Raw genomic sequence first — 22,929 nt, 5'->3', positions numbered from 1 at the left:
TGCTTTTTACAATTGTATATTTGGGCCCGAACAGCTTGTCAAGAACTAAATCGACGGAAGCAATCCGATGCTGCACTGCGCGCGACCGAGCAGTTCAGCCTTGCACTCGTTCCGGTAGGAGACACGCATGAGCGCAGTCCATTTGCAGCAGATTCGCAAGTCCTTTGCGGGCGCCGATGTGCTGAAGGGCATCGACATCGAAGTAGCCGACCGTGAGTTCATGGTCTTCGTGGGTCCGTCGGGGTGCGGCAAGTCCACCTTGCTGCGCACCATCGCGGGACTCGAGCGAAGCGACTCGGGACAGGTGTTGATCGGTGGCGAAGACGTGACCGACCTCGAACCCTCGCAACGCGGCGTGGCGATGGTCTTTCAGTCGTATGCGCTCTATCCCCACATGACGGTCTACGAGAACATCGCGTTCGGACTGCGCATGCTGAAGCTCCCCGAAGCGCAGATCAAAGAGCGAGTGCAGCGCGCAGCGGAGATTCTGCAAATCGGACAATTGCTGGAGCGTCGTCCGCGGGCGCTCTCGGGCGGCCAGCGTCAGCGCGTCGCCATTGGGCGCTCTATCGTTCGCGAGCCGAAAGTCTTTCTCTTCGACGAGCCGCTTTCCAATCTCGACGCCGCGCTGCGCGTGCAGATGCGGCTCGAACTCATCAAGCTCCACAAGCAGTTGAACGCAACGATGATCTACGTCACGCACGATCAGACCGAAGCCATGACCATGGCCGATCGTATCGTCGTGCTTAATCATGGCCGCGTGGAGCAGATCGGTTCGCCGCTCGAGTTGTATCGCACCCCGCACAATCGCTTCGTCGCGGGATTCATCGGTTCGCCTAAGATGAACTTCATCGACGTGCGCGTGCTGCGCGTGGATCACGCCGGCGTGACCATCGAGCTGCCGGGTGGCGAGCCGTTGACGCTGCCTTTCGATGCGTCGTCGGTCAAGGTGGGAGAAACACTCACGCTCGGCATACGGCCCGAGCATTTCATCGAAGAGCGAGGCGGCGATATCGACAGCGGTCTCGTCGGCGATGTCATGGTGATCGAGCACCTTGGCGGCGAGACGCTGCTGCACGTTAGATTACCGAACGATCTCGTGATTCAGGTGAAGGGTTCGGGTGAATCCACGGCTGTCGATGGTCAGCGGCTGAACGTCGGCTTCAGCATACGGCACGTGCATCTCTTCGGCGAAGACGGCAAGGCGCTCGCGCGGGTTCGCTCGGTTGCGCAAGCCGCGACCATCTAATTGCGCAAGTCGTTGCACTAGTGCGGATTACAAACAATTGCCGAAACGTCAGCAGAAACTGCAAAGTCCGCCGCTGCCGATGAAGCGGCGCGAGGATAGTTATTACCTCTGCCGGTTGCAGCGCCGTCATTTTTATACGGCGCCCCGCTGTCTGTGTCGCCTTTGAAACGTTAACGGGTCCGAACCGTGCACTGCCTTGAGGCATAGGTCAGGGTTTGCCCTCGTCGCTGCCGATTTGCCCGACAAATGACGCTTTCGGGCATGACTCGTGCATTTAAGCGCGTGGTCCACTGGCAAGGCGGCATAGCATGAAGACAACTCCACTCCGCTCGCACGCATCGAATGTCGCGCTGAAGTCTGGTCACGCATTGAAAGCGCGGGTGTTGCAAGGGCTGGAAGCCGGCGAATTCTGCATGGCTTATCAGGGAATCTACCGCGTCGATAGCGGCGAGCTCGCGCAGATGGAGGCTCTGATTCGCTGGCGACATCCGGAGTTTGGCTTGCTGCTGCCGGGCGCGTTTCACGAAGCGCTCGATGACGAAGAAGTGATGATCGAACTGACCGACTTCGTGATGGACGCGGTCGCGCTCGACATCTCGACGTGGCAGGCTAATGGCGGCGGCACGTATCCCGTCGCGATCAATGTCCCGCCGTCGGTTGCCGCGCGGGTGGGCTTTGCCGAGCGGCTCGAAGCAGTATGCCGCGATCACGGTATCGCGCCTTCGTCTATCGAAGTCGAGCTGTCCGAAAGTCAGGACCTGGCCCGCTTCCCGTCGATCGCCAAGGTTGTGGAACGTTTGCGCGCGCGCGGCATCAACGTCGCAATGGACGACTTCGGCACCGGCTTCGCGTGCCTGGCCGCGCTGGGTCCAATCAGCTTCGGGACGGTGAAGATTGCAAAGGAACTGCTGGCGGAAGCGCCGCGCAATGCCGATGCGCGCACTGTCTTCTCTTCGGTGCTCTCGCTCATGACGCGACTGAAGCTCTCGGTCGTGATCGAAGGCGTGGAGACGGCCGCGCAGGCGCAATGGCTCGCACAGTGGCCGCATGTTCTCGCGCAAGGCTTCTATCTTGCGCGGCCGGTGTTCGGCATTGGCAGCGTGCCCGGGGCTCGTATTGCACGGCCCATCGAGGCGAAGCATCGCGCGATGCCGTTCGCGGACGCCGCCTGAATCACGCGCCGCTCGCAGGCGCGCGCGTGAACATGGCCCGTCCTCAGGGCGCCGATGCGGGCGCCGGCTGCCCGGCCTTCTCGGCGTTCACGCGCCGCTGCGCATTCTGCAGATTCTGCGGATAGTCGGTCTGCTCGCCCGCCGGGTTGTAGCCGTTCTTTTCGAGGTCGCGCAGTTCGGCATTCTTCTTGGCGCGCGCCGCCTTCCTATCCGCTTTCTTGATTTGCTTTGGCGTGGAAGCGCCTGCCTCCTGCGCATGCGCGGGCGTGCAGGGCACGGTGACGAGCGCGGCGACGGCCAGCGCGATGACAGCGAGCGGTGCGGTGCGAACGTTCAGCATGAGATTCTCCGGTGTGAATGACCGTCGCGTCGGACGGTCCGTTTCTTTGCATAGCGCGTCACCGCCCTGCAAGAAGCGCTCCCAAGCGTCACCGGTCGACGATCCGGCTCAGATTGCTCCGCACACGTTGTAACAGCGCGATCAGTTGATCTTTCTCCTGGCGGCCGAGACCCGCGAGCGCTTCCGCCGCGATCTCGTCGCCGACGCGCCGCGCCTTGTCGAGCGCCTTCTGCGCCTTCGGCGTCATGCGCACCTGACGCTCGCGGCGATCGTCTGGATTGAGCCGCCGCACGATCCAGCCGCCCTCCTCCATGCGGTCGAGCAAGCGGCCGGCGGAGATCGGCGCGACTTCCAGCAGCGACGCGAGCCGCGCCTGATTCACTTCGCCGTAATGCGACAGGTACGCGAGCACGCGACACTGCGCGCGCGTGAGATTGAGCGACGATTTCGCGAGTTCGTCGAAGCGGTTTCCGCACAGACGGTCTACGTCCGCAATCAGAAAGCCGAAGCGTTTGTCGAGTTGAGGTTCCATCGCGCGATTATAGGGACCGGCGCGGCGACCGTGCGCGCACTGGCGCACATTGCATTGCTACGGTGTGCTAACTAACCTCGGACGACGCCCTGCCTCACACATTCACCCGACCGCTTTCGAGCAACGCGGCGAATGCGTCGGATGAAAGCGGCCGCGCCAGCAGAAAGCCCTGCATTTCGTCGCACCGCATGTCTTGCAGGCGGCCGAGCTGCGTGCCGGTCTCGACGCCTTCCGCGACGACATCCATATCGAGCGAATGCGCGAGCGCGATGATTGCCGACACGATAGCGTGCCCTTCCTGCCCGTTCTCATCGAGGCCGTTGGTGAAGAAACGGTCGATCTTCAACTGCTTGGCGCGGAACCGCTGCAAATAGGCGAGGCTGGAATAACCGGTGCCGAAATCGTCGATGGCGATCTCACAGCCATTGTCCTGAAAGGCGCGAATCATCTCGGTGGTGCGCGGCGCGTCCTGCATCGCGACGGATTCGGTGATCTCGAACATCAGCTGATCGCTTCGCACGCCCTCTTCGCGCACGATCTGGAGCACGCGCGTGACGAGGTCCGCTTCGTTCAATTGCCGCGGCGAAAGATTGATGGCGACCTTCACCGCCGCCCGCCCTGACTCGCGCCACCGCACGATATGCCGGCACGTCTCGCGCACGACCCAATAGCCGATGTCGACAATTTGCCCCGAACGCTCCGCGATAGGAATGAATTCCATCGGCGTCAAAAGACCGATTTCCGGATGATTCAGCCGAATGAGCGCCTCCGCGCCCGCAAGCTCGCCGTCTCCGCGAAACTTCGGCTGAAACAGCAGGTAGAAGTAACCTTCGGTCAACGCCTCATGCAACGCCTGCTGAATCTGCAGCGTGCGCACCGCCGCCTCGTTCATGCTCGCCTCGAAGAAGCGATACGTGCTGCGCCCGCCGCGCTTCGCCTCATACATCGCGACATCCGCATGCTTGAGCAGCGTTTCGACGCTATCGCCGTCCTCGGGGAAAAGCGCGATGCCGATGCTCGGCATCACTTGCAGCGAATGATCCGCGACGACGAGCCCCTTTCTCATTGCATCGAGAATGCGTTCCGCGAGCTTCTCGGCATCCGTGGGCGTGCCTATTCCTTCGAGCACGACCACGAACTCGTCGCCGCCCAAGCGGCCGACCGCATCGCCGCCGCGCACGCATTGCAAAAGGCGTTTGGCGAACGCTTGCAGCACTTCGTCGCCGATCGAATGGCCGAGCGAATCGTTGATGGTCTTGAAGCCGTCGAGATCCATGAAGAGAATCGCGAAGCGGCTGCCGTTGTTCGTCGCGTTCCTGACCGCGCGGCCGATGCGCTCCGTCACGGTCCGCCGATTCGGCAGGTCCGTGAGCGTATCGAACGTTGCCATGTGAACGATCTGCCCATGCAGGCGCGACACGGAACCCGCTAGCAACTCGTTCTGCGCATCGAAACGCGACAGCACGAGCGTGATGATCAAGATGGCGAACGTGAACAGCATGACCGTCGTGGCGAGCCAATGCACGTCGACGTCGTTGGCCGCCCCGCAGATCGCGCCCGGCAGGAAGTTCGCGGCGGCGTTGCCCGTGTAGTGCATGCCGGTGATCGCGACGCCCATGACGAGCGCAGCCACCCCGCGCTTTTGCGTGATGTTCGACTGGTTCGCGTTGGACAGCACGCGCGCGATCCACAGCGCCGCGCCCGACGCGACCACGGCGATCACGATCGACGCGGCGAAAAGCAGTGGATCGTACTGTATCGCCGGATGCATGCGCATCGCGGCATCGCCCGTGTAGTGCATCGCGGCGATGCCCGCGCCCATGAGCAAGCTGCTCGCGGCGAGGCGCTGAAACGTCAGCCGCGCGCGGTTGATGACCGAGAGCGCGAAGAACGAAACCAGCATGGCAATCGCGAGCGACGCCGCCGTGATGCGAAAGTCGTAGCCGAGCTTGATGGGCAGCGAAAACGCCAGCACGCCGACGAAGTGCATCGACCAGATGCCGACGCCCATGGAGGCCGCGCCGCCCGCGAGCCAGACATGGCGCATGCGCGAATGCGACAGCATCGCGATGCGGCCGGAGATGTCGAGGGCCGTGTACGAGGCGAGCGTGGCGACAACGAGCGATGCCGCCACGAGCCAGAAGTTATAAGTGCCGTGCATGAAGTGCCGGAATCGAAGGGGCGTGTTTGCGTAAGCGTCTTATCGGCGCACACTGGCCAATCTTTAGGCCGCTCGAAAGCCCGGCGCAAGAACAGCTTTTGTCCATGCGCGGGCGCATCACAGTTCAGGGTCCAACAATGCCACAACGCGTTCCAGCATCCGTTCCGCAAGCCCGCGACGCTGCCAGTCTTCGAGCGTGATGCGTTTTGAACGCTCGATATCGGCGTCGAAAATCGCGGTCTGCTGGCGCGCGAAATCGCGGTCGTAGATGTTGAGGTTCGCTTCGTCGTTGAGCTTGAACGACCGGCTGTCGAAGTTGGTGGAGCCGACCGACACCAGAAATTCGTCGACGACGATGAGCTTGCAATGAAACATCGTCGGCTGATATTCGTACATCTCAACGCCCGCCGCGAGCAGATCGCCCCAGCACGCGCGCGATGCCTCGCGCACCGTATGCGTGTCGATGCGCTTGCCCGGCGTGATGATGCGCACGCGCACGCCGCGCCGCGCCGCCTCGACGATCGCGTTGATGGTCAGCTTGTCGGGCACGAAGTACGCGCTCGACAAGTGGATGGAATGCGTCGCAGCGGTGATCGCCATCAGATACATGAGCTGCATGTCGTCGCTGCCGCCCGAAGGCGAACTGCTGAACATGTGCGCGAGACCGTCGCCCGCGCGCTCGATCTCGGGAAAATAATTCGCGCCGTGCAGCACGTTGCCGGTGGCCTTGACCCAGTTGTCCATGAAGACCGCCTGCATCTGCCCGACCGCCGGACCTTGCACGCGAAAGTGCGTATCGCGCCAGTGCTTCTCGTCTTGCGCATGGCCTGTCCATTCGTCCGCGATGCCGACGCCGCCCGTGAAACCCGTGCGGCCGTCGATCACGAGGAGCTTGCGGTGCGTGCGGTCGTTCATGCGGCCGAGTCCCGTCCAGTGCGGCTTGTGATACTGAATGACCTCGGCGCCCGCGTCGCGCAGCGTCTGCAAGTAGCGCTTGTCCATCTTGGACGACCCGACCCAGTCGAGCAGCACATGCACCGACACGCCTGCGCGCGCCTTTTCGGCCAGGGCGTCGGCGATCTGCTCGCCTATCGCGCCCGACCAGTAAATAAACGTCTCGAAGGTGATCGTCTTCTTCGCCGAGCGGATGCCTTCGAGCATCGAGGGAAAGATTTCATCGCCGTTCACGAGCACCTCGAAGCGGTTGCCGTCCACCACGGGCGGCCCGAGCAGCAGACCCATCGACCGAAGGAACTGCGGATCGTCGCTCGCGTAGAGACGCTCGATCTTGTGCTCGATCTTCTTTTCACCGCTCGTCAGGTTGGCGATCACCAATACCACGATCACGGTCGCGACGACGGTCAACGCAATCAGGGCAAGCGTGGGCATGCAGGGCCTCGCGAAGCGAACATCCGTCCGGAACCGGTAGTGTATGTGGTTCCGGAACGCGCGGGCCATCAGGTTTGCGCGGATTGCCCGATCTGCTTGGCAATGGCGTCGCCCAAGCGCTGTTCATCGGATGAAACGCCCGCGCGCTTCGTTTCGGAAACCGCGTGCAGTCCGCCCGATACGGCGATCGAGCTCACCGCGTGACCCGCCACCGCGCCGACGCCCGCCGTTTCCGCGACGCCCGGCGCGTGGCCGCTGTCCGCCCGGGCATCGAACTGTTCGAGCAATTGCGGCGTGCCGTGCGCCGGCTTGAACACGAGCTGCACGGTCGCCGTGACCTTGGTTTGTCCCGCGCCGAGCCCGATTAACAGGCGGCGGCGACGATTGCCCGCGTCGATCTTGTCGATGCTGCCGACGACTTCAAGGGCGTTCTGGTCATCGGGCGGCGCGACGTCGGCGCGGACCGCGCGCAGACCCATCGACTGGAGTTTCGCGACGATTTCGTCGGCCACTTCTTCGCGCGCCGCGATGGCGTCTTGCGCCTGCTGCTGCGCCTCTGTGTCGCCGGACATCGCGGTCTTGAGCTTCGACGCGAGGCCGTGATTGTCGAGCTTCACGTCGCCCGCGTCGCTTGCGAAGGGATACACGTAGATCGTGGTGTCCGCGGGCACCGCAGCGCTCGCCGCGTTCGCCGAGCCCGCGAACAGCGCGACACCGGTCACGAGGCCCGCGACGAGCGCGCGGCGGGCGTGGCGGACGAGGGATTCGAGCGAGGAGACGTTCGTTACATGAGACATGTCGGCACCTGAGTTCGTTGGCTGAATTACGGTCTGCGGGTCTGCGGCGTCGCTGTCGATCACCGTGGGGCCACTATGGACGATGCCCGCCGCGCACGCCATCCAACATTTATGTCGCCGGGTGTCAGGCGTGCCAAAGCCGCTTTTGAGCATGAACACGCGAGTCTCGCTACCATGCGTCGAACGCGCGCTCAAGCGCCGCCATTCAACCCACGCTTCGAAGGAGCAACGATGGACCTCCAAATCGCCAACAAGCTCGCACTCGTGTCCGGCTCGACGAAAGGAATCGGCCATGCCATTGCCGTGGCGCTCGCGCGTGAAGGCGCGCGCGTGATCGTAAACGGACGCTCGCAATCATCCGTCGATGCCGCGCTCGACAAGCTGCGCCAGCTCGTGCCAAGCGCGCAGGCCGAAGGCTTCGCAGGCGATGTCTCCGACGCCGCGCAAGTCGACGCGCTCGTGCAGCGCTTCCCCGAGGTCGACATCCTCGTGAACAACATGGGCATCTTCGAGCCCAAGCCGTTCGAAGACATCTCCGACGACGACTGGCTGCGCTTTTTCAACGCGAACGTGATGTCGGGCGTGCGGCTCTCGCGCGCCTATCTGCCCAAGATGAAGCAGAAGAACTGGGGCCGCGTGGTGTTCATCAGCAGCGAAAGCGGCATCCAGATTCCCGTCGAGATGATCCACTACGGTCTGACCAAAACCGCGCAACTGGCGCTGTCGCGCGGGCTCGCCGAAACGTGCGCGGGCACCGGCGTCACCGTGAACTCCGTCTTGCCCGGCCCGACGAGTTCGGAAGGCGTGACCGAGTTCGTCGAGAAGCTCTCCGGCGGCAAGAGCATGGACGATGTGCAGAAGTCGTTCTTCGAGGAAGCGCGGCCGAGTTCGCTGCTCAAGCGCTTTATCGCGCCGGAGGAAATCGCGAACATGGTCGTGTACGTGTGCTCGGCGTTGTCGTCGGCGACGAACGGCGCGGCGTTGCGCGCGGACGGCGGCGTGGTGCGCGCCGCGTTCTAGCCCGCCTGCGTCTGCGCGGCCAGCGACCGTGCCCGGGCGAGCGCATCGACGATATCGGCGATGGTCTTGTCGCGCGCGGTGTCGTCGAGTTGCCTGAGCGCATAGGACGGGTGATAGGTTGCGACGATCAGCTTGTCGCCATACGGCGTGACGCGGCCGACATGCGCCCGCAACGTCGCGCGCTTGCCGAGCAGCGCGGTGAGCGCCGTCGCGCCCAGCGTGACGATGACGCGCGCGCCGGTCTGTTCCAGCTCGCGCTCCAGCCAGTACGAGCACGCTTCGATTTCCTGCTGCGCGGGCGTCTTGTGCAGCCGCCGCTTGCCCCGCGGCTCCCACTTGAAATGCTTCACGGCGTTGGTCAGATAGACCTGCTCGCGCGGCACCTGCGCCTGGCGCATGGCGTCGTCGAGCAACTGTCCGGCGGGGCCGACGAACGGCTCGCCTTTCAGGTCTTCCTGATCGCCCGGCTGCTCGCCGAGCAGCATGATGCGCGCATCGGCCGGGCCCGCGCCGTGGACGGCTTGCGTCGCGTGACGCCAGAGATCGCAGCGGCGGCAGGTGTCGAGCGACGTGGGCGCGTCGCGTTCCGGCTGCGCGTCTTCCGCCTCCACCTGCACGATCTTGCCGCCGAGCGCGCCGACCGCCCGCGCCTGCGCGACGCGCCGCGCGCCGCCGCGCGCATCGCTGACGAGCTGCGGAATGAGCGCGCCTTCCGGCAATCCCTTCCAGAAGCGCACCGGCATTTGCTGCTGGAGCACGGATTCGTTCAGACGCGCAGGGTTGAAGATGCTGCGGTAATAGGTCATCCACAGATCTTCGGCGGCGTCCGGCGTGTCGGACGCATGGTCGGACGCAAGCGCGCGGCGACGCTCGATCTGCAGACGCTCGCCGTTCCACATGGCCGCACCGTCCGGCGTTGTGATGAGCCACGTCGACTGACCCATGCGCGCCGCGAAATGCTCCGCCCCCCAGGCGAGCACGTCGTGATCCGGCTCGTACCACGCGACGAATTCCGGCGGTCCGAGCGACGCCTCGCGCTGCCGGAAACGCACGTACGCGATCATGTCGTGCTGCGCGCGGCGCACCGCCTTTGCCATCTTGTAGAGCCGCGCGCCGTCTTCATCGGCCGCCGACGCCACCGAGCGGTCGCCATGCGTCCAGCGCCACAGCACGCGATACAGAAAGCTGAAGCGCCGCTCGTCGCGGAAATGCGCGGCGTCCTTCAGCAACGCGGCGAGTTCGCGCGAGACGCGCACTTGCGCTGCTTCAGTGGCCGGCGCGGCCGTTTCGCTAGATGCCGCGAATAACGCGGGGGTGTCGCTTTGCTGCGTGCGCCATTCGATCGACTCGGGCTTCAGGTCTCGGGCGAGCGCGTCGAGTGCCGCGCTGCGCCACGCGTCGAAGTCGTCGTCGATGGTGATGACATGCATCGCTAGATGAGCGAAAGCTGCACCGGCTGCGTGGCAAGCGCCTTTCGCAAATGTTCCGACGATGCTTCGGCGAGCGGCGGCCGATAGTCCTCGGTCACGACGAAAGGCTTCACCTTGTCCATCGCGCAGCGCAGCCGCGCGAGATCCGCGTAGCGCACGCGACGCGCGCGGCGCAGTTCCGCGATGCGCTTCGCGTTGCGCATGCCGATGCCCGGCACCCGCGCGATCATCCGCACCGGCGCGGTGTTCAGATCGACCGGGAAACGCTCGCGATGCGCGAGCGCCCATGCGAGCTTCGGATCGACATCGAGCGGCAGATTGCCTGCATCGCCGAGCAGTTCGGCGGCATTGAAGCCGTAGCCGCGCATCAGAAAATCAGCCTGATACAGCCGATGCTCGCGCAGAAGCGGCGGCGCTTTCGACGGCACGCCGGACGGACTGTCGGGAATCGGGCTGAACGCCGAATAGTAGACGCGCTTCAACTGATACGAGCCGTACAGCGTTTCGGCGGTGCCGAGAATGGTGCGGTCGTCGGTCTCGTCGGCGCCGACGATCATCTGCGTGCTTTGCCCCGCCGGCGCGAAACGCGGCGCGCGCGGCTCGGCTTCCGACTCCTCGCGCGCGACACGAATGTTGCCCATCGCCAGCTTGATGGTGCGGCCGCTCTTTTCCGGCGCGAGGCGCTCGAGGCTGATCTCGGTCGGCAGCTCGATGTTCACGCTCAAGCGGTCCGCATAGCGCCCCGCCTGCGCGATCAGGCCGGGATCGGCATCGGGGATCGTCTTCAAATGGATGTAGCCGCGGAACTGATGCTTCTCGCGCAGGGTCTTCGCCACGAGCACCAGTTGCTCCATGGTGTAGTTCGAGGACCGAATCACGCCCGAACTCAGGAACAGCCCGTCTATGTAATTGCGGCGATAGAAGTCCAGCGTCAGCGTGACGACTTCTTCCGGCGTGAACCGCGCGCGCGGCACGTTGCTGGAGCGGCGGTTGATGCAGTACTGGCAGTCGTACAGGCAGAAGTTCGTGAGCAGAATCTTGAGCAGCGACACGCAGCGGCCGTCCGGCGTGAAGCTGTGACAAATGCCCGAGCCCGTGCTTGCGCCCAAGCCTTCGACGCCGCGCGACTCGCGCTTGGGCGCGCCGCCGCTCGCGCACGATGCGTCGTACTTCGCGGCATCCGCAAGAATTTCGAGCTTTTCGGACAGTTCCATCTTGGCTATGATACTGTATATTTATACAGTATGTTAATGGTGTCGCGGGAAGTTTGCAAACCGCGCGGTAGGGCAAACATGGCGCCGCCGCGCTGCTATTTCAACGGATCATGGCCCCAGTTCATCAGCGAGTAGCGCCACTTCGTATGCTCGATATCGCCTTGCGGGCGCTGCGCCAAATGGCGTTTCACATAGCCAATGACCTTGCGCATGTGGCCGTAGTCGTCGGCATGCAATTCGCTCTTCTTCGCGCCGAGCAATTCGATAATGCGCCGCCCGGACTGATGCCCGACCGACTCCGCGTTCCCGTCTTTTTGGCCCACGGCCTGAGATTCATCCGTCGCCAGCCATTTCTCCAGCTGATGCCCCGTCATGTTGACGAGCGCTTTGAATTCGTCGAAGGTCGCCTTGTCTTCGGCGTCCGCGGATTGTCCATGCTGCTGTTGCGTCTTCTCTTGCGTCTTCTCTTGCGTCCTTTCGTGCGTGGTCATAAGCGCGCTCCGTTGGTGAGGTCAGCCGCATCACCGGCATCGAGCAAGCACCGCTCCAGCGGTGTTTATTGCACGCCTGTCGGCCCCGGCTCCCGAATACCAGCCACGACGCCACGCACTCTCATGTGGAGAACTTCCTAATGCGTTTTGACTACAAGAACTTTCATATCGACTGCACCGCTCGCCATGATGAAGATGGCAGCTTTTATGCGCGCGCCCGAATCACCAGCGCGCCCAATGAATACACGCCGAACGTAGAAGTTCACGAATCGGGCGATCTCGACTCTTTCCCGAACGAGTGGGACGCATTGCATTGCGCGCGGGCGTGGGCTATCGAATGGTGCGACGAAGCGCTGGCATGACCAGATCGGCTTGCCTTCCGAAGTGCGGCACTCGCAAGCGCCGACGCTTACAACTGCGGCACACGGATTGCACGGTGTAAGGCGCGACGCCGCGCAGGCAAACGCAGCGGCGCGCGTCACATGACCAAATTCAAGGGAGGCACCATGAAAATCGCCAAGAAGAGCTTGCTGGTATCCGCAATGATTCTGAGCCTGTCGGGCGCCGTGTTCGCGCAGGGCGCAGGCGGCGGCGCCGGTGGTGGCGCGGGCGGCGGCGGGACGGGAGGCGGCACGGCAGGCGGCAACGGCGCGGGTCAAGGCGGCACCGGCATGGGCACGCCGAACGCGAATGGCACGACGGGCGCAACGTCGGGCGCAACGGGCTCCTCCACCATGGGCTCGGGCAGCGGTTCCAGCAGCAAGATGAACAAGATGCACAAGAAGAGCGGTTCGGGTTCGTCCGGTAGCGGTACGTCGAGCTCGCAATAACGCGTTCGCTTTTTGCAAGGCCGCCCGGTTCGCGTCGTTCGTTGCGCGGGCCGGGCGCAACCCCTCCTGAGCTTTAGCACTCCCCCCGTACGCATCCCTTCCACATAGGGATTTCGCGTCTTCTTCCCAGAACCTAATGTGTGCCTGCGCGGTTAGTCATCGCGCCCGCCGCATACGAGCGACTTCCCGGCATTTCATCACGCGGGCTCGGTCGTGTCGTCTGCGTCGTTGCTAGGTCGACTGCGGCCGGCGAACGCCCTGGCTTCGCATGGTCGCGGCGGGCCATTTCTTCCACCGCTGCAAGGAGTCCGGAAACGTGTTGCCGGCTGCTTGTGCATTCGCTTCTGAGGAGCTGGAACATGAAGACGAACGTCAACCCGAAATTCATCGCGATGATGGCGGCCTGTGCGCTGGCCGCGGGCATCGGCAACGCGCGCGCGCAAGGCATGCCCGACACGGCGCAACAAGTCGTTCAGACGATGCGTCCGATGGATTCCTCGCACACCGCACGGCAAGCCGACGCCGCAAAGACCGACTCCGCATCCGGCGAACAGGCCTACGGCGGCACGAAAGCCGGGACGAGCATGTCGGCTGGCGGACGGACCACCGAGACATGCAGCGGCCTGCCGCAATGCGAGGTGTTCTTCGGTCACTGAGCACAACGGCTGCGCGACGAGCGACATGCCGAACAGAAGCGCATGCGCTCGTCGCGCCAGCCGCCAGCCGCCAGCCGCAAACAGCCCTACTCGACCTCAGGCGTCAGCCAGAACCGCGCGCTGACCGACTCCCCGGCCGCAAGCACGCCGCCGCCCTTCAGCGACGCGTCGACATCGAGATTCACCCAGTCCGCGACATTGCTGACCGGCTCGACACACAGCAGCGACCCGAACGACGAAGGCGCATAAATCACCGTGAAGTCGAACGGCGCTTCCGCTCGCAGCGTGACCGAGCGATGCTCGCGCGGCCACGCGACCGACGTCTCGCGCGACCAGCCCGTGAAGTTATTGTCGAGATCGAAGGCATCGGCGGACATGCCCTCGCGCGATGCCAGCGCGTCGATGCACGGGTGCGGGCCGGCGCGGGTCGGCAGCGGCTCGGGCGTCGTATGCCACATCGACCCGACCCGCGTGCGCACAACGGTGTGCCCGGTGCGCGGAAAGTACGGATGATGTCCGAGGCCGAAGGGCATCGGCCGGTCCGACAGGTTGCGCAGCGACATGGTCACGTTGAGCGACTGCGCATCGAGCGCGATGTCCTGCGCCGCTTCGAAAGCGAACGGCCAATGATGCGCCGGTTCCTGCGAAGGCACGTGCGACAACGTGAGACGTGCGCTCGCCTCGGAGACGGCATCGACGCGCCACGGCCGCCGCCATCCGTTGCCGTGCAGCGCGTGCGGGAACGCGTTGCCGTCGCCGGACAGATCGACGAGCGCGCCATCGAATGTGAAGCGCGCATCGCGAATACGGTTGCAATATGGCACGAGCGGAAAGCTCGCCATGCCGAGCGGATTGCGCGCGGCGAGCGCATCGACGGTGGCGGGACGCAGCCAGTGCACCGCGCCGCCTTCGTTGGGCTCGCGGGCGTCGAAGAAGGCCGCAATCGCGCCGCCGACGTGCGGGGCGAGCAACGCGCGCCGCGCGCCGTGGCGCAATTCCACGAGCGCTTCGTCCGCGCGCCCGGACGGGGTCCGATCGGCGCTCAATATGCGAACTGCCGGTAGTTTTCGTCGAAAATGCGCTGGGTGCGCTCGACCACCGGGTTGTAGCGCAGCAGTCGTTTCGCGCGCGGCGGCAAGTCGGCGAGCACGGCGCGCGGCACGTCGATATGCACCTCGGGCCGGAAATACCACGCGCGGCTATAGCCGATCACGACCATCGGACGCGGTTCGTCGATGTAGTTGGGCGTGCCGCGATGCAGCCCGCGCACGTCGCGGATCATCACGTCGCCGACGCGCATCGGCACGCGCTCGGGCGGGAAGCGCCCATCGGCGAGACCGGCGAGCGCTTCTTCGCGTGAGATGCGGTGCGTGCCGCGCGTCGTTTCGAGCGAGCCGTTGCGCTCGTCCACATCGACGAGCGGAAAGTTCACGGCAAGCTGGAACGACGGCGTCTCGGGCGCGTCGTCGAAAAGCGGCGGCGTATCGCGATGCCAGTCCTGAAAGTCCGAGCCCAGAACCGGCGTATCGGTCGCGAGCTGGCACATGACCGGATCGCGTCCCGCCACGCGCTCGACGATGCCGATGATGTCCTCGTCGCAAATGATCGACGGGTCCGCGAACTCCCCTTCGAACGGCAAGGTCACGTAATAGCGGCCCGGCCCGCGATTGCCGCTCGCCGATGCCTCGCGCGCTGCATCGACATGTGGCTGCAACAGCGGCGCGAATGCCTCGCGCCACGCTTCGAGCTTCGCGCGCTCGAAGTGATCCGGCAACAGCACGAAACCGTCCCTCTCGAACGCTTGTGCAAGCGCGTCTCTCGTCGTCTCGTCGTATCGGCCCATGCGCCGCTCCTTTCGGTCGTCAATCGGTCGAAAGAGAATCGCACGGCAGTAATCGCGCCGTCAATATTATTAGTAATACTCGGTGAAAACCCTGTGCCGTCCCATGTTCTGGCTAGGTGGTTTCCGTGTTGTTCATCACTAATATTAGTGTTAAGGTCTGTCGCCAAGCCTCATACGCCGCATCCGTCCGATGAAGAAAACCACGCAGCGCCGCCCGACGATGACCGACATTGCGAAGCTCACCGGAGTTTCGCAGTCGACGGTGTCGCTCGTGCTCAACAACGCGAGCGGCGCGAAGTTCTCGGACGTCACGCGCGACAAGGTGCTGCGCGCGGCGCAGGAGCTCGGCTATCGCATGACGCCGCGCGAGCCCGCCGCGCTGGATGCGTTCGACACACCGGGCGCGCAGAGCGAGCGCAATCTGATCGTGTATCTCGCCGATGAGATTTCGACGAGCCCGCATCCGGTCGTGTGCATCGACGGCGCGCGCGACGCCGCGTTCGCGCATGGCCGCCTGCTCGCCGTCTATTCGACGCACGGCAATGCGGAGATCGAAGCGCGCGTGCTCGCCGCGACGCTCGACAACCCCAACCTGCTCGGCGTGATCTACGCGACCGTCTACACGCGGCTCGTCGCGCTGCCCGCGGCGCTCGCGAAGGTGCCGACGGTCCTGCTCAACTGCTACGCGAGCGAGGCGAACCTGTCGTCGGTCGTGCCGGCGGAAGTCGCGGGCGGGCACACGGCGACGGACTATCTGCTCGCGGCGGGGCATCGCCGCATCGGCTATATCAACGGCGAGCCGTATCAGGACGCGGCGCGCGACCGGCTGAAGGGCTACCGCACCGCGCTCGCCACCGCGGACTTGCCGTTCGCGCCGGAACTCGTGCGCGAAGGCGACTGGAGTTCGGGCGCCGGCTTCGAGCAGACGCTCTCGCTCATGCGCGAGCCGAATCCGCCGACGGCCATTTTCTGCGCGAACGATTTGATGGCGCTCGGCGCGATAGAGGCGCTCAAGCAGCTCGGGCTGCGCGTGCCCGACGATGTTTCCGTGGTCGGCTATGACGATCAGGAGATCGCGCGCCACACGCATCCGCCGCTATCGACCGTGGTGTTGCCGAACTACGACCTCGGCCGCTGGGCGGTCGAAACGCTTCTGCAAGAGGAACACAACCGCGCCGTCGGCGCGCCGTTACGGCGCCGCACCGTCAAGCTCGACGGCCCGCTGATCGAGCGCGGATCGGTGAAGGTCATCGCCGAAGCGCATCAGTTCGCAATTAATAATATTAGTGATTAGCCGCCAATAAGACGCTCATAAACAGCGCGCAAGGCAGCAGCATCTCTCGCATCAGACAGACCGGGCAACAACAAGCATCGGCATTACCAACAAGACGAATCATCCAAATCGGAGGAAGACATGCTGTCGCTAAACAAGAATCTCCGCTCGGGCCTGCGCCCGCTCGCCGCCGCGCTCACCGTTCTGACGCTCGCAGCCGGGGCCGCGCACGCCGCCGACGACGCGTTGCCGAAGATCCCGAACAAGAAGCCGCTGCGCGTGGGCTTCGCGCAGACGGAGAGCAATAACCCGTGGCGGCTCGCCGAGACCAAGAGCTTCAAGGACGTCGCATCGAAATGCGGCTGGCAGGTCATCATCACCGACGCGAACAGCTCGGCGGCCAAGCAGGTGTCCGACATCCAGAGCATGATCGCGCAGCACGTCGATCTGCTCGTGTTCCCGCCGCGCGAAGAAAAGCCGCTCGCGCCGGTCGTGTTGCAGGCGAAGAAGGCCGGCATTCCGGTGATACTCGTCGACCGCAACATCGACCAGTCGATGGCGAAGGCCGGGCGCGACTACATCACGTTTATTGGATCGGACTTCATCGATCAGGGCCACCGCGCCGCCGACTGGCTCGTGAAGACCACGAACGGCAAGGCGACGATCATCGAGCTCGAAGGCTCGACGGGCGCCTCCGCTGCGAACGACCGCAAGAAGGGCTTCGACGAAGTCATCGCGAAGAATCCGGGCATGAAGATCGTCGCGTCGCAAAGCGGCGACTTCGCGCGCGACAAGGGCCGCCAGGTCATGGAAACGCTCTTGCAGGCCCATCCCGACGTGACCGCCGTCTACGCGCACAACGACGAAATGGCGCTCGGCGCGATCGCCGCGATCAAGGCGGCGGGCAAGCAGCCGGGCAAGGACATCGTGCTCGTGACGATCGACGGCACGAAGGGCGGCCTCGAAGCGATCAAGGCAGGCGAACTGGGCGCGAGCGTGCAGTCGAGCCCGTTCTTCGGACCGCTCGCGTGCGATGTCGCGCAGAAATACGCGAAGGGCGAGACCATTCCGCCGTGGGTCAAGGTATCCGATCGCTTCTACGACAAGAGCAACGTCGACGCCAGCATGCAGTACGGCTATTGAGCGAAGCAGTCTATGTTGGTTCGCGGGCGCCTTCGGGCGCTCGCTTTTCTAAAGGACGGAAGCGCCGCATGGCCACTGCTCCCCTACTCGACATGCAGGACATCGACATTGCCTTCGGCGGCGTCGCGGCGCTCAAGCACGCGCGCCTCACCGTCGCGGCCGGCGAAGTGCACGCGCTCATCGGCCAGAACGGCGCGGGCAAGTCGACACTCATCAAGATTCTGACCGGCGCGTATCGCAAGAGCGGCGGAACCATCCGCTTCGACGGACGCGAAGTGGATTTCCGCACGCCGAAGGAAGCGCGCGAAGCCGGCATCAGCACGATCTATCAGGAGATCAACCTCGTGCCGTTTCGCTCGGTGGCCGAGAACATCTTTCTCGGACGCGAGCCGCGCCGCTTCGGCCTGATCGACTGGAAATCGGTGCAGCGGCGTGCGACCGAACTGCTCGAGTCGTTCGGACTCCATATTGACGTGCGCAAGCCCGTGCGCGACTATTCGACCGCCATTCAGCAGATGGTCGCGCTCGCGCGAGCCGTTTCGTCGGATGCGAAGATGGTCATCATGGACGAATCGACGTCATCGCTCGATGAGCGCGAAGTCGAACTGCTTTTCGGCGTGGTGCGCCGCTTGCGCGACGACGGGCGCGCGGTCATCTTCGTGTCGCATCGGCTAGACGAATTGTATGCGCTGTGCGACCGCGTCACCGTGATGCGCGACGGCCAGACAGTCGCCGAAAGCACGATGCAGGAGATGGACAAGCTCAAGCTCGTGACGACGATGCTCGGCCGCACGCTCGCCGCCGTCGTGCACGAAGACAGCGCGGTGAAAGAAGAGAATCTGGCGAAGCGCGGCGCGGTCGCGTTGAGCGCGCAGTCGCTCGCGGCGGGCGCGAAAGTCACGAACGTATCGCTCGACGTGCATGCGGGCGAAGCCGTAGGTCTCGCCGGTTTGCTCGGCTCGGGCCGCACGGAGACGATGCGCCTTCTGTTCGGCGCGGACCGTCCTTCGCGCGGTTCGCTCACGGTGGCCGGCGAAAGCGCCGCGTTCAAGTCGCCGAAAGATGCGATCACGCGCGGCATCGCGTATCTCACCGAAGACCGCAAGGCCGAAGGCATCGTGCCGGAGCTTTCCGTGCGCGACAATCTCACGCTCGTCTGCCTGCCCGCGCTGACGAAACGCGGCGTCGTGGACGTCGCGAAGCAGCGCGAGATCGTGGACGGCTTCATCGCGTCGCTCGGCATCAAGCTGCGCTCGCCCGATCAACCGATACGCGAACTCTCGGGCGGCAATCAGCAAAAGGTCTTGCTCGCGCGCTGGCTCGCGACGAATCCGCGTCTTCTGCTGCTCGACGAGCCGACGCGCGGCATCGACGTGGGCGCGAAGGCGGACGTCGCGAAGATCGTGCGCGAGTTGCGCGATGCGGGCATGGCCGTGCTGTTGTCGGCGTCCGAACTGGAAGAACTCACCGCCGTGGCCGACCGCGCGGTCGTGATCCGCGACGGCGAAACCGTGGCGCAACTCGATGGCGCGCAGATGAACGAGGCATCGATCATGGATGCGATCGCCTACGGCTCGGGAGAAACATCGACGCTCGCGCAAGCGACGGCCGCGCAAGGAAACGACTCATGATCGACAAGACACAACCTGCTGCACGACCCGTAGCGCCGCTCGCTGCGGACGCGCAAACGGCGCCCGTCAAGAAACGGCGCGGCGTCGCGATTCAGCGCGAGATCATCGTGCTCGTCGCGATGATTCTGTTCAACCTGTTCTTCACCGAGCACTTCTGGTCGCTTCAGACGTTCAACGTGAATCTCACGCAGGTGGTGACGATCGTGATCGTCGGCATCGGCATGACGCTCGTGGTGGCGACAGGCGGCATCGACTTGTCCGTGGGCGCGTCGATGGCGATTGCCGGTGCCATCGCGCCGATGCTCTTCATGAACATCGAAGGGCCGCTCGGCATTCTGCTCGCCTTCACGCTGCCCGTGATAGCCGCCGCAGTGTGCGGTGTGTTCAACGGACTGCTCGTCACGCGGCTTCGCGTGCAGCCCATCGTCGCGACGCTCGTGCTTTTCATCGCGGGACGCGGCATCGCGCAAGTAATCACCGACGGCAGCCTGCAGGCGTTCAACAATCCGGCGTTCCAGTGGATCGCGCTCGGCAAGGTCGCGGGCGTGCCGTTCCAGATTCTGCTGATGCTCGCGCTCGTCGCCGTCTTCACGTGGATCGTGCGCAAGACCCTCTTCGGCAAGTATCTGCTCGTCACGGGCGGCAACGAGGACGCGGCGTATCTTGCCGGCATTCCGACGGCGCGCGTCAAGCTGATCGCCTATACAGCATGCGCGGCGCTCGCGGGTCTCGCCGGGCTCATTTCGATTTCGGTGAACTCGTCGTCGGATGCGAACGTCGTGGGCCTCGGCGTCGAACTCGATGCCATTGCGGCCGTCGCGGTCGGCGGCACGGCGCTGACAGGCGGCAAGGCGTATATCACGGGCACGCTGATCGGCGCGCTCATCATCCAGCTATTGCGTTACACGCTGCTCGCGCACGGCATTCCGGACGCCGCGGCGCTCGTGCTGAAGGCCGCGATCATCATCGCCGCCGTGTACGTGCAGCGCCGCCGAGGCTCATGACATGAAGAAGAACCTTCCTATCCTGATCGCGCTCGTCGCGTTGCTGGTCCTGGGCGTCGTGCGCTACGAGCACTTCGCCTCCGCCTACAACGTGACATCGTTCTGGCGATACAACTCGATGTTCGCGCTGATCTCCATCGGCATGGCGTTCGTCATCATCACGGGCGGCATCGATCTGTCCGTGGGCGCGGTGGCCGCCCTCGCCAGCGTGGTCGCCGCGCTGGCGAGTCCGCACGGCGGCGTGGCGGGCGTGCTCGCCGGGGCGTTCGCGGGGCTGGCGGTGGGCGTGCTGAATGGCATCGTCATCACGCACATGCGGATTCTTCCCTTCATCGTCACGCTCGCGACGAGCCTCGGCGCACATGGCCTCGCGCTGCTGCTCGGCCATAACGATGCCGTCGCCATCTCGTCCGACACGAACTTCGCCGCCTTCGGACAAGGCGACCTGTTCGGCCTGCCGATTCCCGGCATCGTGTCGCTGGTCGCGGCGGTGCTTGCCTGGATCGCGCTACGCAGTTCGCGCTTCGGCCGTCATGCGCTCGCGATCGGCGGCAGCGAAGAGGCATCGCGGCTGATGGGCCTGAACGTCGATCGCACGCTCGTCGCGGTGTATGCGTTGAGCGGCTTGCTCGCCGGCATCGCGGGCGCGATTCTCGCGGCGCAGTTCGGCGCGGGACAGCCTAACGAAGGCGTCGGCTGGGAACTCTTCGCGATCTCGGCGGTGGTGCTCGGCGGCACGCGGCTGACGGGCGGCGAAGGCTCCATCGCCATGACGATTGCGGGCGTCGCGCTGCTCGGGCTCGTCTTCAACCTGCTGAACTTCGAGAACGGGCTCGGGTATATCAGCCTGTCGGCTTACTGGCAGTCGGTGATTCGCGGGCTTTTCTTGTTGCTCGTGATCGTTCTGCAAGCGCGCGTGCTGAACCAGCGCGTCGCGCCGGCGAAAGTCACGCATTGAATCGACAGGAGCCGATGCTCGTCGCGCGGCCTCAATTCTTCTTCGCCGCGCTACTAGGCGACGCTCCGGCCGCCGCCTCGGCACCTTCCGATGCCAGCCGCAGATACGCGGCCGCGAGCCTGCGCAGTTCTTCTTCGCTCGCGTCTTCGATGCCGATCAGGTGATTGCTCGCCGCGCGATGCGTCGCGAGCAGTTCATTGAGCTTGAGATGCAGCGCGACGCTGTCCTTGTTCTGGCTCTGCTGTATGAGAAACACCATCAGGAACGTGATGATGGTCGTGCCTGTGTTGATGACGAGTTGCCAGCCGTCTGAATAGTGAAAGATCGGCCCGGTGACGACCCACGCGACGATGCTCGCCACCGCCAGCCCGAAGGCGAACGGCGAACCCGCCCAGCGCGTGACGAGGCTCGCGAAGCTGTCGAATGCGCGCATCAACGGATGCGATTTGGCGTAGGCGGGGCTGGACGTGTCGGGAATGGTCCCGAGTTGGTCGGTCGAGGCTCGGGGTTTGCTTTGCATATCTTCCTCCCTTTGTGTCTGAGGGGCGCCAAGCAAGAGTCATTCCTTTCAGTAGCATTCCGGCCGAGTCCGCCGTCGCTGATCAGGCGGACGGATCGCGCGGCGCAATCAGCGCGTCGACGCTCGTTTGCACGCCGGGACGGGACTGCGCTCGGGGCATCGCGAGCGCGGCGTTCAACGCGTTTTTCAAATCTGCGTCGTCCGGCTTGAGCGATAAAGCCTGACGCAGCGCGCCTTCCGCTTCCTGGGCTCGGCCGAAAGCCAGCAGCACGAGGCCGAGACCGCGGCTCGCTTCGAAGAAGGTCGGACGCAAGGCCAACGCCTGGCGGTACTCGGCTTCGGCGCTCGGCAGATCGTAGCGGCGGTGTGCGACGTTACCGAGCCCGCAATGCGCTTCCGCCGACTGTGGATCGATCGCGAGCGCGCGATTGAACGAGGCGTCGGACTCGGTCAACCGACCCGCCGCGCAGAGAACATCGCCCATCGCCAGATGACCGTTCACGACGTGCGGCGCCAGGTCGATGCCCCGGCGGCATGCCGTTTCGGCCTCGGGCAAGCGCCCCTGCAAGAACCGCGTATGGCCGAGACAAACGTGCGCCTGCGCGAAATCCGGCTGCGCGGCGATTGCCTCCGAGAACGCCTTCGCGGCATCGTCGAGGCGGCCCTCGTTCTGGAGCAGGCCGCCGAGCACGAACTTGGCCGCCGGAGAATCGGGCCGAATGACGAGCGCCTTCTCCAGTAGCGCCCGGCCGTCATCGTTGCGCTGTTGATCGAGCGCGACCAAGGCGAGGTTCACCAGAACATCGGGGGAATCGGGTTGCAGCGCCAGTGCCTGCCTGAACATCTGCTCCGCTTCCGGAAGACGGCCCAACAGGCGCAGCACGACGCCCAGATTATTAGTCACGGCGGCCGAGTCGGGACGCAGCGCGAGTTGCTCGCGAAGCACCGCTTCCTGTTCAGCGAGGCTACGCATATTCGAATCGATGGGTTCGTTCATGATCGTGATGTGAAACGAAGTTAAATATCGCGGATGATTTTATTGATAATGGTGAATAAAGCGTCCGCGAATTAGAAACGCCATTGGCCACTATGTTGATATTGAGCGGCCGCCGGACGACATTCTTAGAAGGCGTGCACGAAGGCCTCGGCAAACGCCCGTCCGACTGGGCGAATGCCGCGATTGCCCTGCGAAAACGAATTAGCCGGCGCCGCGAGAACGTGCTTAACGGTATTCCCGGTTCGCGCAGAAAAAGGACGATAACGGATTCAGCTGAGT

General features: G+C 64.3%; 23 protein-coding genes. 11 read left to right on the top strand and 12 right to left on the bottom strand.

Features of this window, described 5'->3' with window-relative positions; all coding sequences use genetic code 11:
• The first annotated feature begins 127 nt into the window (after window positions 1–127).
• Entirely contained in the window at window positions 128–1,249 is a 1,122-nt protein-coding gene (locus JYK05_RS24125; RefSeq protein ID WP_206470804.1) for an ABC transporter ATP-binding protein, read from the top strand.
• Window positions 1,250–1,557: 308 nt separating this feature from the next.
• Window positions 1,558–2,421, top strand: a complete 864-nt coding sequence (locus tag JYK05_RS24120) for an EAL domain-containing protein (protein ID WP_206470803.1) — start codon at window positions 1,558–1,560, stop codon at window positions 2,419–2,421.
• Between the two features lie 43 nt (window positions 2,422–2,464).
• Here the strand turns inward: JYK05_RS24120 and JYK05_RS24115 are convergent, their stop codons facing one another.
• The 5 genes from JYK05_RS24115 to JYK05_RS24095 form a co-directional block, all read right to left on the bottom strand.
• Window positions 2,465–2,761, bottom strand: a complete 297-nt coding sequence (locus JYK05_RS24115; protein WP_241270131.1) for a DUF4148 domain-containing protein — start codon at window positions 2,759–2,761, stop codon at window positions 2,465–2,467.
• An 88-nt stretch (window positions 2,762–2,849) separates the two neighbouring features.
• Window positions 2,850–3,293 (bottom strand): MarR family winged helix-turn-helix transcriptional regulator, encoded by a 444-nt coding sequence (locus JYK05_RS24110; protein ID WP_175945515.1) that lies wholly within the window; start codon window positions 3,291–3,293, stop codon window positions 2,850–2,852.
• A 94-nt stretch (window positions 3,294–3,387) separates the two neighbouring features.
• Window positions 3,388–5,454, bottom strand: coding sequence for a bifunctional diguanylate cyclase/phosphodiesterase (locus JYK05_RS24105; RefSeq protein WP_206470802.1), 2,067 nt, complete (start codon window positions 5,452–5,454; stop codon window positions 3,388–3,390).
• 117 nt (window positions 5,455–5,571) lie between these two features.
• Window positions 5,572–6,843: a cardiolipin synthase gene (gene cls / locus JYK05_RS24100; protein WP_206470801.1), complete on the bottom strand. Its 1,272-nt coding sequence runs from the start codon at window positions 6,841–6,843 to the stop codon at window positions 5,572–5,574.
• Window positions 6,844–6,911: 68 nt separating this feature from the next.
• Complete coding sequence (locus JYK05_RS24095; RefSeq protein WP_206470800.1) at window positions 6,912–7,640, bottom strand: DUF4410 domain-containing protein; 729 nt, start codon at window positions 7,638–7,640, stop codon at window positions 6,912–6,914.
• Between the two features lie 231 nt (window positions 7,641–7,871).
• On the opposite strand from JYK05_RS24095, the gene JYK05_RS24090 reads away from it, so the two are divergent.
• Window positions 7,872–8,660, top strand: coding sequence for an SDR family NAD(P)-dependent oxidoreductase (locus JYK05_RS24090; protein ID WP_206470799.1), 789 nt, complete (start codon window positions 7,872–7,874; stop codon window positions 8,658–8,660).
• On the opposite strand, the gene JYK05_RS24085 is transcribed toward JYK05_RS24090, so the two are convergent.
• The 3 genes from JYK05_RS24085 to JYK05_RS24075 all read right to left on the bottom strand — a co-directional run bounded on the left by JYK05_RS24085 (window position 8,657) and on the right by JYK05_RS24075 (window position 11,795).
• Window positions 8,657–10,090: a UdgX family uracil-DNA binding protein gene (locus tag JYK05_RS24085; protein WP_206470798.1), complete on the bottom strand. Its 1,434-nt coding sequence runs from the start codon at window positions 10,088–10,090 to the stop codon at window positions 8,657–8,659. The two genes, JYK05_RS24090 and JYK05_RS24085, sit on opposite strands and share 4 nt — an antisense overlap.
• Window positions 10,091–10,092: 2 nt before the next feature.
• Window positions 10,093–11,304: a putative DNA modification/repair radical SAM protein gene (locus JYK05_RS24080; protein ID WP_175945527.1), complete on the bottom strand. Its 1,212-nt coding sequence runs from the start codon at window positions 11,302–11,304 to the stop codon at window positions 10,093–10,095.
• 95 nt (window positions 11,305–11,399) lie between these two features.
• The gene (locus tag JYK05_RS24075) at window positions 11,400–11,795 is read right to left on the bottom strand and encodes a DUF3140 domain-containing protein (protein ID WP_206470797.1); all 396 of its coding nucleotides are present in this window, start codon (window positions 11,793–11,795) and stop codon (window positions 11,400–11,402) included.
• 140 nt (window positions 11,796–11,935) lie between these two features.
• On the opposite strand from JYK05_RS24075, the gene JYK05_RS24070 reads away from it, so the two are divergent.
• From JYK05_RS24070 to JYK05_RS24060, 3 genes are all read left to right on the top strand, one after another.
• Complete coding sequence (locus JYK05_RS24070; RefSeq protein ID WP_175945531.1) at window positions 11,936–12,157, top strand: hypothetical protein; 222 nt, start codon at window positions 11,936–11,938, stop codon at window positions 12,155–12,157.
• Window positions 12,158–12,301: 144 nt separating this feature from the next.
• Window positions 12,302–12,625, top strand: a complete 324-nt coding sequence (locus JYK05_RS24065) for a hypothetical protein (protein ID WP_206470796.1) — start codon at window positions 12,302–12,304, stop codon at window positions 12,623–12,625.
• Window positions 12,626–12,984: 359 nt separating this feature from the next.
• Entirely contained in the window at window positions 12,985–13,281 is a 297-nt protein-coding gene (locus JYK05_RS24060; protein WP_206470795.1) for a hypothetical protein, read from the top strand.
• 86 nt (window positions 13,282–13,367) lie between these two features.
• On the opposite strand, the gene JYK05_RS24055 is transcribed toward JYK05_RS24060, so the two are convergent.
• Complete coding sequence (locus JYK05_RS24055; RefSeq protein ID WP_241270130.1) at window positions 13,368–14,282, bottom strand: aldose 1-epimerase; 915 nt, start codon at window positions 14,280–14,282, stop codon at window positions 13,368–13,370.
• Window positions 14,283–14,323: 41 nt separating this feature from the next.
• Window positions 14,324–15,124 (bottom strand): phytanoyl-CoA dioxygenase family protein, encoded by an 801-nt coding sequence (locus tag JYK05_RS24050; protein WP_206470793.1) that lies wholly within the window; start codon window positions 15,122–15,124, stop codon window positions 14,324–14,326.
• A 190-nt stretch (window positions 15,125–15,314) separates the two neighbouring features.
• Here JYK05_RS24050 and JYK05_RS24045 point away from each other — a divergent pair, with 190 nt between their 5' ends.
• From JYK05_RS24045 to JYK05_RS24025, 5 genes are all read left to right on the top strand, one after another.
• On the top strand, window positions 15,315–16,418 hold the full coding sequence (locus JYK05_RS24045) for a LacI family DNA-binding transcriptional regulator (protein WP_241270129.1): 1,104 nt from the start codon (window positions 15,315–15,317) through the stop codon (window positions 16,416–16,418).
• Window positions 16,419–16,538: 120 nt separating this feature from the next.
• Entirely contained in the window at window positions 16,539–17,540 is a 1,002-nt protein-coding gene (locus JYK05_RS24040) for an ABC transporter substrate-binding protein (RefSeq protein ID WP_206470792.1), read from the top strand.
• Window positions 17,541–17,608: 68 nt separating this feature from the next.
• Window positions 17,609–19,171, top strand: a complete 1,563-nt coding sequence (locus JYK05_RS24035; RefSeq protein WP_206470791.1) for a sugar ABC transporter ATP-binding protein — start codon at window positions 17,609–17,611, stop codon at window positions 19,169–19,171.
• On the top strand, window positions 19,168–20,175 hold the full coding sequence (locus JYK05_RS24030; RefSeq protein WP_206470790.1) for an ABC transporter permease: 1,008 nt from the start codon (window positions 19,168–19,170) through the stop codon (window positions 20,173–20,175). The genes JYK05_RS24035 and JYK05_RS24030 overlap by 4 nt, the downstream gene beginning before the upstream one ends.
• A gap of 1 nt (window position 20,176) precedes the next feature.
• Window positions 20,177–21,133 (top strand): ABC transporter permease, encoded by a 957-nt coding sequence (locus JYK05_RS24025; protein ID WP_206470789.1) that lies wholly within the window; start codon window positions 20,177–20,179, stop codon window positions 21,131–21,133.
• A 31-nt stretch (window positions 21,134–21,164) separates the two neighbouring features.
• Here JYK05_RS24025 and JYK05_RS24020 read toward each other — a convergent pair whose 3' ends face one another.
• Window positions 21,165–21,653: a low affinity iron permease family protein gene (locus JYK05_RS24020; protein WP_206470788.1), complete on the bottom strand. Its 489-nt coding sequence runs from the start codon at window positions 21,651–21,653 to the stop codon at window positions 21,165–21,167.
• A gap of 82 nt (window positions 21,654–21,735) precedes the next feature.
• Window positions 21,736–22,650 (bottom strand): tetratricopeptide repeat protein, encoded by a 915-nt coding sequence (locus JYK05_RS24015; RefSeq protein WP_206470787.1) that lies wholly within the window; start codon window positions 22,648–22,650, stop codon window positions 21,736–21,738.
• Window positions 22,651–22,929 lie beyond the last annotated feature (279 nt).

This window comes from Caballeronia sp. M1242 (genome assembly GCF_017220215.1).
Taxonomy (GTDB): domain Bacteria; phylum Pseudomonadota; class Gammaproteobacteria; order Burkholderiales; family Burkholderiaceae; genus Caballeronia.
Note: the sequence above shows the minus strand (reverse complement) of the source record. Positions and strands in the feature narration are given on the sequence as shown.

Bases quoted from the DNA above. Each gene is read 5' to 3' on its own strand.
- JYK05_RS24110 (WP_175945515.1), bottom strand. From the start codon at position 3,293: ATGGAACCTCAACTCGACAAACGCTTCGGCTTTCTGATTGCGGACGTA.
- JYK05_RS24040 (WP_206470792.1), top strand. From the start codon at position 16,539: ATGCTGTCGCTAAACAAGAATCTCCGCTCGGGCCTGCGCCCGCTCGCC.
- JYK05_RS24085 (WP_206470798.1), bottom strand. From the start codon at position 10,090: ATGCATGTCATCACCATCGACGACGACTTCGACGCGTGGCGCAGCGCG.
- JYK05_RS24090 (WP_206470799.1), top strand. From the start codon at position 7,872: ATGGACCTCCAAATCGCCAACAAGCTCGCACTCGTGTCCGGCTCGACG.
- JYK05_RS24015 (WP_206470787.1), bottom strand. From the start codon at position 22,650: ATGAACGAACCCATCGATTCGAATATGCGTAGCCTCGCTGAACAGGAA.
- JYK05_RS24115 (WP_241270131.1), bottom strand. From the start codon at position 2,761: ATGCTGAACGTTCGCACCGCACCGCTCGCTGTCATCGCGCTGGCCGTC.
- JYK05_RS24025 (WP_206470789.1), top strand. From the start codon at position 20,177: ATGAAGAAGAACCTTCCTATCCTGATCGCGCTCGTCGCGTTGCTGGTC.
- JYK05_RS24070 (WP_175945531.1), top strand. From the start codon at position 11,936: ATGCGTTTTGACTACAAGAACTTTCATATCGACTGCACCGCTCGCCAT.
- JYK05_RS24120 (WP_206470803.1), top strand. From the start codon at position 1,558: ATGAAGACAACTCCACTCCGCTCGCACGCATCGAATGTCGCGCTGAAG.
- JYK05_RS24050 (WP_206470793.1), bottom strand. From the start codon at position 15,124: ATGGGCCGATACGACGAGACGACGAGAGACGCGCTTGCACAAGCGTTC.
- JYK05_RS24075 (WP_206470797.1), bottom strand. From the start codon at position 11,795: ATGACCACGCACGAAAGGACGCAAGAGAAGACGCAAGAGAAGACGCAA.
- JYK05_RS24045 (WP_241270129.1), top strand. From the start codon at position 15,315: ATGAAGAAAACCACGCAGCGCCGCCCGACGATGACCGACATTGCGAAG.
- JYK05_RS24060 (WP_206470795.1), top strand. From the start codon at position 12,985: ATGAAGACGAACGTCAACCCGAAATTCATCGCGATGATGGCGGCCTGT.
- JYK05_RS24095 (WP_206470800.1), bottom strand. From the start codon at position 7,640: ATGTCTCATGTAACGAACGTCTCCTCGCTCGAATCCCTCGTCCGCCAC.
- JYK05_RS24105 (WP_206470802.1), bottom strand. From the start codon at position 5,454: ATGCACGGCACTTATAACTTCTGGCTCGTGGCGGCATCGCTCGTTGTC.
- JYK05_RS24065 (WP_206470796.1), top strand. From the start codon at position 12,302: ATGAAAATCGCCAAGAAGAGCTTGCTGGTATCCGCAATGATTCTGAGC.
- JYK05_RS24080 (WP_175945527.1), bottom strand. From the start codon at position 11,304: ATGGAACTGTCCGAAAAGCTCGAAATTCTTGCGGATGCCGCGAAGTAC.
- JYK05_RS24035 (WP_206470791.1), top strand. From the start codon at position 17,609: ATGGCCACTGCTCCCCTACTCGACATGCAGGACATCGACATTGCCTTC.
- JYK05_RS24020 (WP_206470788.1), bottom strand. From the start codon at position 21,653: ATGCAAAGCAAACCCCGAGCCTCGACCGACCAACTCGGGACCATTCCC.
- JYK05_RS24125 (WP_206470804.1), top strand. From the start codon at position 128: ATGAGCGCAGTCCATTTGCAGCAGATTCGCAAGTCCTTTGCGGGCGCC.
- cls (WP_206470801.1), bottom strand. From the start codon at position 6,843: ATGCCCACGCTTGCCCTGATTGCGTTGACCGTCGTCGCGACCGTGATC.
- JYK05_RS24030 (WP_206470790.1), top strand. From the start codon at position 19,168: ATGATCGACAAGACACAACCTGCTGCACGACCCGTAGCGCCGCTCGCT.